We start from the raw sequence: 5,330 nt of genomic DNA on the forward strand, positions 1-5,330 counted from the left end.
CCGCCGAGCCGGCCGCGGCCCGCAACACCGGGCAGGCGGCGGTGGCCGCACCGGTCGCGGGCAGCCGCCGCGACGACGACGAACCGCACGAGAACCGGATGCCGACCGTGGACCACGGGCTGTTCGCGGTGGACCTGCCGGTCAGCCCGCCGGTCATCGGCCACACGACGGGGGAGCAGCCGTGAGCGGGGGCTACCGCGTCGAGCCGGACCTGATCCAGGACCGGATCACGACGTTGACGAGGCTGGGCGACCTGACCGACGACCTGGTGGCGGCCGTGGGCGCGTTGGCCGAACGACAGCCGAGGCTCGGCACCGCGCCACCGGCGGTGGAGCTGGCGGCGCGGCTGCGCGCGGCGGCGGGGGAGACCGGCCTGGCCGGCGAGCTGAGCGCGACGCGACGCGAGGTGGAGGCGTTCCGCCGGCTGCTCGCCGACGCGCGGGCGACCTACACCGCCGTGGACGCCGACGCGGAGTCCGCGGTGCGGGCCGCCGGAGCGCGGGAGGCCGCGTCGTGACCGCCGCCGTGGCGCACGAGGTGGTCTTCGCACCCGTCGAGCTGGACCTGCTGGCCACCCACGCCGGCGTCGCGTTCCCGTTCCCGCTGCGGGTGCCGTCGTTCGGCCGGTTCGCCCACGAGCGGGACGCGGTGCTGGCCGCCGCCGGGCACGCGCTGTGCGCCCGCGGCCTGGCCACCGGGGACGGGCCGGTCGGCGTGGCGGCGGAGCTGGTCACCGCCCTGCGGGAGCACCGGGGCGCGGTCGACCTGGTGGTGATCGGCGCGGGCGGCGTGACCGGCGCGGTGGCGATGGTGCACGGGGACCGCGCGGTGGTGTGCCGCCAGTCGTGGGGCGACGGGCGGGGGAGCCCGGTGCGGGTGACGGCGGTGCCGGCGACCGGGCTGGGCGACCGGCTGGCGCCGCTGATCCCCGGCGTCAGGGCGGCGGCGACCCTGCCGATCACGGTGCCGCCCGGCGTCGTGGAAGGCGCGTCCCGGCTGCTCGACGACCGCTCGGACGACCCGGTCGGCACGCGCCGGGCGCGGCGGCTCGTCCGCGCGTGTGGCGGCGACGAGGCCGTGGTCGACCGGCTCGTCGCCCTGCTCCCGGCGGTGACCGGCCAGGGGCAGCTCGGCGTCGTCCGGCGGTCCGGCGACGCGGTCAGCCGGCCGCACGAGCTGTCCTGGCTGGACGGCGCGCGGGGTCGGGTGCGGGTGGACCGCGGCGACACGGGCTGGCTGAGCGTCAACCCGTTGCGGCACGACGACCTGCTGCGCGTGCTGGGCGAGATCGCGACGGTCGCCCGCGCGTGACCGGTCGGGTGGATCACGGAGTGGAACCAGGGAAGGGGAGGACCATGGATGCGACCCAGTGGCTGGCGGACTACCGGCAGCGCCTCGAACGCGCGGCGCACGCCGCCCGGTCGGCGAGCGCGAGCCTGCGGGAGGTCGGCGCGACCGCGACCTCGCCGCGCGGTGAGGTCACCGTGACGGTGAACGCCGGCGGGGCGCTGGACGACGTCACGCTGACCCCGGCGGCACGTCGGCTGGAGGCGGACGCGCTGTCGGTGCTCATCGTCGCCACCGCCCGCGAGGCGCAACGGCTGGCCGGCGCGCGGATGGCCGAGGTGATGGCCGGCTACCTCGGCGAGGGCGAGGCGACGGCGCGGGTCACCGAGCACCTGCCCGCGGAGGTCCGGCGATGACCGCGGGCGACTTCACCGCCGACCCGGAGCAGTTGCGCGCGCACGCGGGCAGGCTCGCGGGCCACGCCGACCGGCTCGCCACGACGGGCGCGCGGCTGCCGGACGCGCTGGGCGAGGGGGCGCTCGGCTCGTTCGCCGGGTTCCTCGCCGCCGGCCTCGGCGGCGCGATGGCGACCACGCTGGACGCGTTCGGCCAGGTCGCCGCCGCCGTGGACCGGGTGGGCGACGGCCTGCGGCAGGCGGCCGAGCAGTACCAGCGCACCGACGACGACAACGCGGCCGGCCTGGCCGGGATCGAAGGGAGCACCCGGTGGTGACGACACTGCCCCGGCCCGACGCCGCGGGGACGCCGGACGTGGGGCGGATCGCCGCGCTGCTCGCGGAGCTGCGCGCCGCCGGCGCCGCCGTGGAGGGCGAGGAGTGGCTGGCCGGCGGGCTGGCCGGCGACCCGGACGCGCCGCTGACCGCGTTGACCTCGTCCGAGCGGCCGCTGTCGGCGCTGGACAGCGCCGGCGTCGGGTTCCTGACCCCGATGATCTCGTTCCTGGAGGAGCCGCTGGACCGGTTGCGCGGCGACCCGGACGCGGTCTCCGCCGGCGCGGCCGAGTTCGCCGCGGCGGGCCGCGAGGCGACGTCCGTCGCCGACGACTACCGGTCCACCGTCGGCGCGGAGACCAGCGGGTGGTCCGGCCGGGCCGCGTCGGACTACGTCAAGGCGGGCACGGAGCTGGCCGACGGCGTCCTGTCGATCGCGGAGACCTCGCTGACCTCGGCCAAGGCCCTGATCGCGGCCGGCGAGATGGTGGCCAAGGTGGTCGCCGCCGTCACCGGGCACGTCGCCGAGGCGGTCGCCAAGATCACGCCCGTCATCACCGAGGCGCTGGCCGCCGCGCCGGCCACGTTCGGGCACAGCCTGGCCGTGGCGATTCCGCGGTGCGTGGAGATCGCGGTCGACTACGCGGGCCGGATCGCGGCCAAGCTGGCGGAGCTGCTGACCAGCGGCGAGAACCTGATCAAGCTGGTCGAAGGCGCGCTCGGCGTGCTCAAGGTGGTCAAGGAGGTCGTGAAGTTCATCGGCGAGCAGAGCCGGACGGGCGGCTCGACCGGCGAACCGGTGGACCCCGCGACGCCCGAGGCGACCGACAAGGCGACCGACCTGCCCGCCACGGCCCAACCGACCGCCGCCGGTCGGCCCGCCACCGTGGGAACCGCTCCGGCGCGGCTCGGCACCGGTCAGCCGGCTGCCGCACAACCCGAACGCACCCCGGCGCAACCCAGCGCCGCGGCCTCCACCACACCGCAACCCGTCGCCGTGCACCCCACCACCCCGGAGGAGTCCGCATGAACCGCACGACCCGTCGCTGGTTCACCGGCGTCGCCGGCAGCGTCGTCCTCGCCCTGGCGGCCGGGACCACCGCGCCCGCGGTCGCCGCGCCGGACGACCACGCCGCCACCAAGGCCGTGCTCGACCGCTACCAGGCCCAGGCCGGACCGGGCGCGGCCGTGTTCGCGGGCGGGGCCGACGGCACCTGGACGTTGAGCACCGGCACCGCCCGGGTCGGCCAGAACCGCCCCCTCACGGCGACCGACCACTTCCGCATCGGCAGCCAGACGAAGACCTTCACCGCCGCGGTCGTCCTCCAGCTCGTGGACGAGGGCCTCGTCGCGCTGGACGCGCCGATCGGCCGCTACCTGCCCGGCGTGGTCACCGGCAACTACGACGGCGACGTCATCACGGTGCGCCAGCTCATGCAGCACACCAGCGGGCTGGTGCGGGACGTGCGCGACGCCGCCGCGAACCCGGACGGCACCTACGCCCTGGCCGAGCTGGTCCGATCCGCCATGGACGAGCCGCCGCAGTTCGCGCCCGGCGCCGGCCTCGGGTACTCCAACGTGGCCTACCTGGTGCTGGGCCTGCTGGTCGAACGGCTCACCGGCCGCCCGGTCCGCGACGCGATCACCGAACGGGTCATCACGCCGCTCGGGCTGACCGCCACGTCGTTCCCCGCGCCGGGCTCCCGCGCCCTGGCCGACCCGTACCTGCCCGGCTACCAGGGCGGTCGCCTCGGCCCGTTCTTCTTCTGGATCGACGCCACCACCGGCACCGAGCTGTCCTTCTGGAGCACCGCCGGCGCGATGGCGTCCACGATGGACGACCTGGTGACGTTCTACCGGGCGCTGCTGGACGGCCGGGTCGTGTCCCCGGCGGCGCTCGCGGAGATGCGGCGCACCGTCGCGCCCGACCACTCCTACGGCCTCGCCCTGGCCAGGGTGCCGCTGTCGTGCGGCGGCGTGGCGTGGGGCCACAACGGCGCGCTGCCCACCGGGCACTACTCGGTCACCCTGCTCACCGACGACGGCCGGTTCGCGGCGCTGGTCACCAACGGCGACGTGCTCAGCTCGCGGCCGCTGTCGATCGAGGTGCTGGACTCCGCGCTGTGCGAGGGGAGGGCGTGATGCGGCGACCCACCGCTGCCGCCGTCGTGCTCGCCGTCCTCGGCGCGCTGTCCGTGCCGGCCGGACCCGCGTCCGCCCAGGGCGCGCCGCCGGTGTTCGCCGACGCGCACGGGCTGACCGTCGTCGGCCGGCCCGCGTGGGTGGACGACAACCGGCGCACCTTCGTGTTCACCGTGCGCACCGCCCACGTGCCCGCGTACTCCGTGCTGCCGGGCCAGGTCTCCGGCGAGCACGCGATCATGGTCACCCTGCCCTCGGGCTACGACCAGGCCGCCGCCACGCGCTACCCGGTGCAGTACCACCTGCACGGCCACCCGGACCGCCCGAACACGGTCGCGAACCAGCGGCTGTTCGAGGACACCACGGTCGGCGTCCCGCTGATCACGGTCGCGCCCAACGGCTCCGGCCGCGGCTGGTACTCGAACTGGGTGAACCCGCCCGCCGCGCTCGGGCCGCAGGACTGGGAGACCTTCCACCTGGACCAGGTGATCCCGTTCATCGACGCGAACCTGCGGACCGTCCCCACCCGGGACGGCCGGGCGATCTCCGGGCACTCGATGGGCGGCTTCGGCGCGTTCCACTACGCCGAGCACCGACCGGACCTGTTCGCCTACGTCGGCAGCTTCTCCGGCGGCCTGGACCTGCTCAGCCAGGAACAGCGGCTGGCGGTGGTCGCCTCCACCCAGTCGCCGGGCAGCGGCACGCCGACGGTCCCGCTGGAGTCGATCTTCGGCCCGCCGATCTGGCCGCTGGACGGCGTGTGGAACCGGGAGAGCCCGGCCCAGCACGTCGCCCCGCTGCGCGGCATGGGCGTCGCGCTCTACACCGGCGACGGCGGCGACCTCACCGAGGACCCGGTCCAGGCCGTGATCGAGAACCGGGCCTGGGCGACGAACATCGTCACCCGGGACCACCTCGTCGCCGCGGGCATCCCGCACACGTTCGTCGACTACGGCGACGGCAGCGGCTGGGCGGAGGGCTGCACCGGCAAGCACGCGCAGCTGCCGTGCCTGCTCGCCGACATGCACCACTTCGTGTCGCTGATCAGGGACAGGCTGACCCACCCGTGACGCACCGCGTCGGGGGGGGGGGGCCCCCCCGCGGGCCGGCGCGCCCCCGGGGGGGGGAGCCGGAGGGGGGGGGGGGGGGGGCGCCGAACGACCAGAAGAG

General features: G+C 76.4%; 7 protein-coding genes and 1 pseudogene. All 8 read left to right on the forward strand.

The genetic code is table 11. The features are described 5' to 3' along the window. Nucleotides 1-185, forward strand: a pseudogene (locus ACFXGA_RS39460) (hypothetical protein); the annotation flags it as partial. Continuing rightward, nucleotides 182-517: a hypothetical protein gene (locus ACFXGA_RS39465; protein ID WP_378098085.1), complete on the forward strand. Its 336-nt coding sequence runs from the start codon at nt 182-184 to the stop codon at nt 515-517. The pseudogene ACFXGA_RS39460 and the gene ACFXGA_RS39465, both read left to right, overlap by 4 nt. Beyond that, nucleotides 514-1,311 carry an ESX secretion-associated protein EspG gene (locus tag ACFXGA_RS39470; protein WP_378098088.1) on the forward strand — a complete coding sequence of 266 codons (798 nt, stop codon included), beginning with the start codon at nt 514-516 and terminating at the stop codon, nt 1,309-1,311. The genes ACFXGA_RS39465 and ACFXGA_RS39470 overlap by 4 nt, the downstream gene beginning before the upstream one ends. Before the next feature lie 44 nt (nt 1,312-1,355). Continuing rightward, entirely contained in the window at nt 1,356-1,703 is a 348-nt protein-coding gene (locus ACFXGA_RS39475) for a YbaB/EbfC family nucleoid-associated protein (protein ID WP_378098091.1), read from the forward strand. After that, nucleotides 1,700-2,020, forward strand: a complete 321-nt coding sequence (locus ACFXGA_RS39480; protein WP_378098094.1) for a WXG100 family type VII secretion target — start codon at nt 1,700-1,702, stop codon at nt 2,018-2,020. The genes ACFXGA_RS39475 and ACFXGA_RS39480 overlap by 4 nt, the downstream gene beginning before the upstream one ends. After that, on the forward strand, nt 2,014-3,048 hold the full coding sequence (locus ACFXGA_RS39485) for a hypothetical protein (protein ID WP_378098097.1): 1,035 nt from the start codon (nt 2,014-2,016) through the stop codon (nt 3,046-3,048). Before ACFXGA_RS39480 ends, ACFXGA_RS39485 begins: the two co-directional genes overlap by 7 nt. Next, nucleotides 3,045-4,160: a serine hydrolase domain-containing protein gene (locus ACFXGA_RS39490; protein WP_378098100.1), complete on the forward strand. Its 1,116-nt coding sequence runs from the start codon at nt 3,045-3,047 to the stop codon at nt 4,158-4,160. Before ACFXGA_RS39485 ends, ACFXGA_RS39490 begins: the two co-directional genes overlap by 4 nt. Beyond that, nucleotides 4,160-5,230: an alpha/beta hydrolase gene (locus ACFXGA_RS39495; RefSeq protein ID WP_378098103.1), complete on the forward strand. Its 1,071-nt coding sequence runs from the start codon at nt 4,160-4,162 to the stop codon at nt 5,228-5,230. The genes ACFXGA_RS39490 and ACFXGA_RS39495 overlap by 1 nt, the downstream gene beginning before the upstream one ends. Nucleotides 5,231-5,330: the final 100 nt, after the last annotated feature.

Source organism: Actinosynnema sp. NPDC059335 (assembly GCF_042752395.1).
Classification (GTDB): Bacteria; Actinomycetota; Actinomycetes; order Mycobacteriales; family Pseudonocardiaceae; genus Actinosynnema.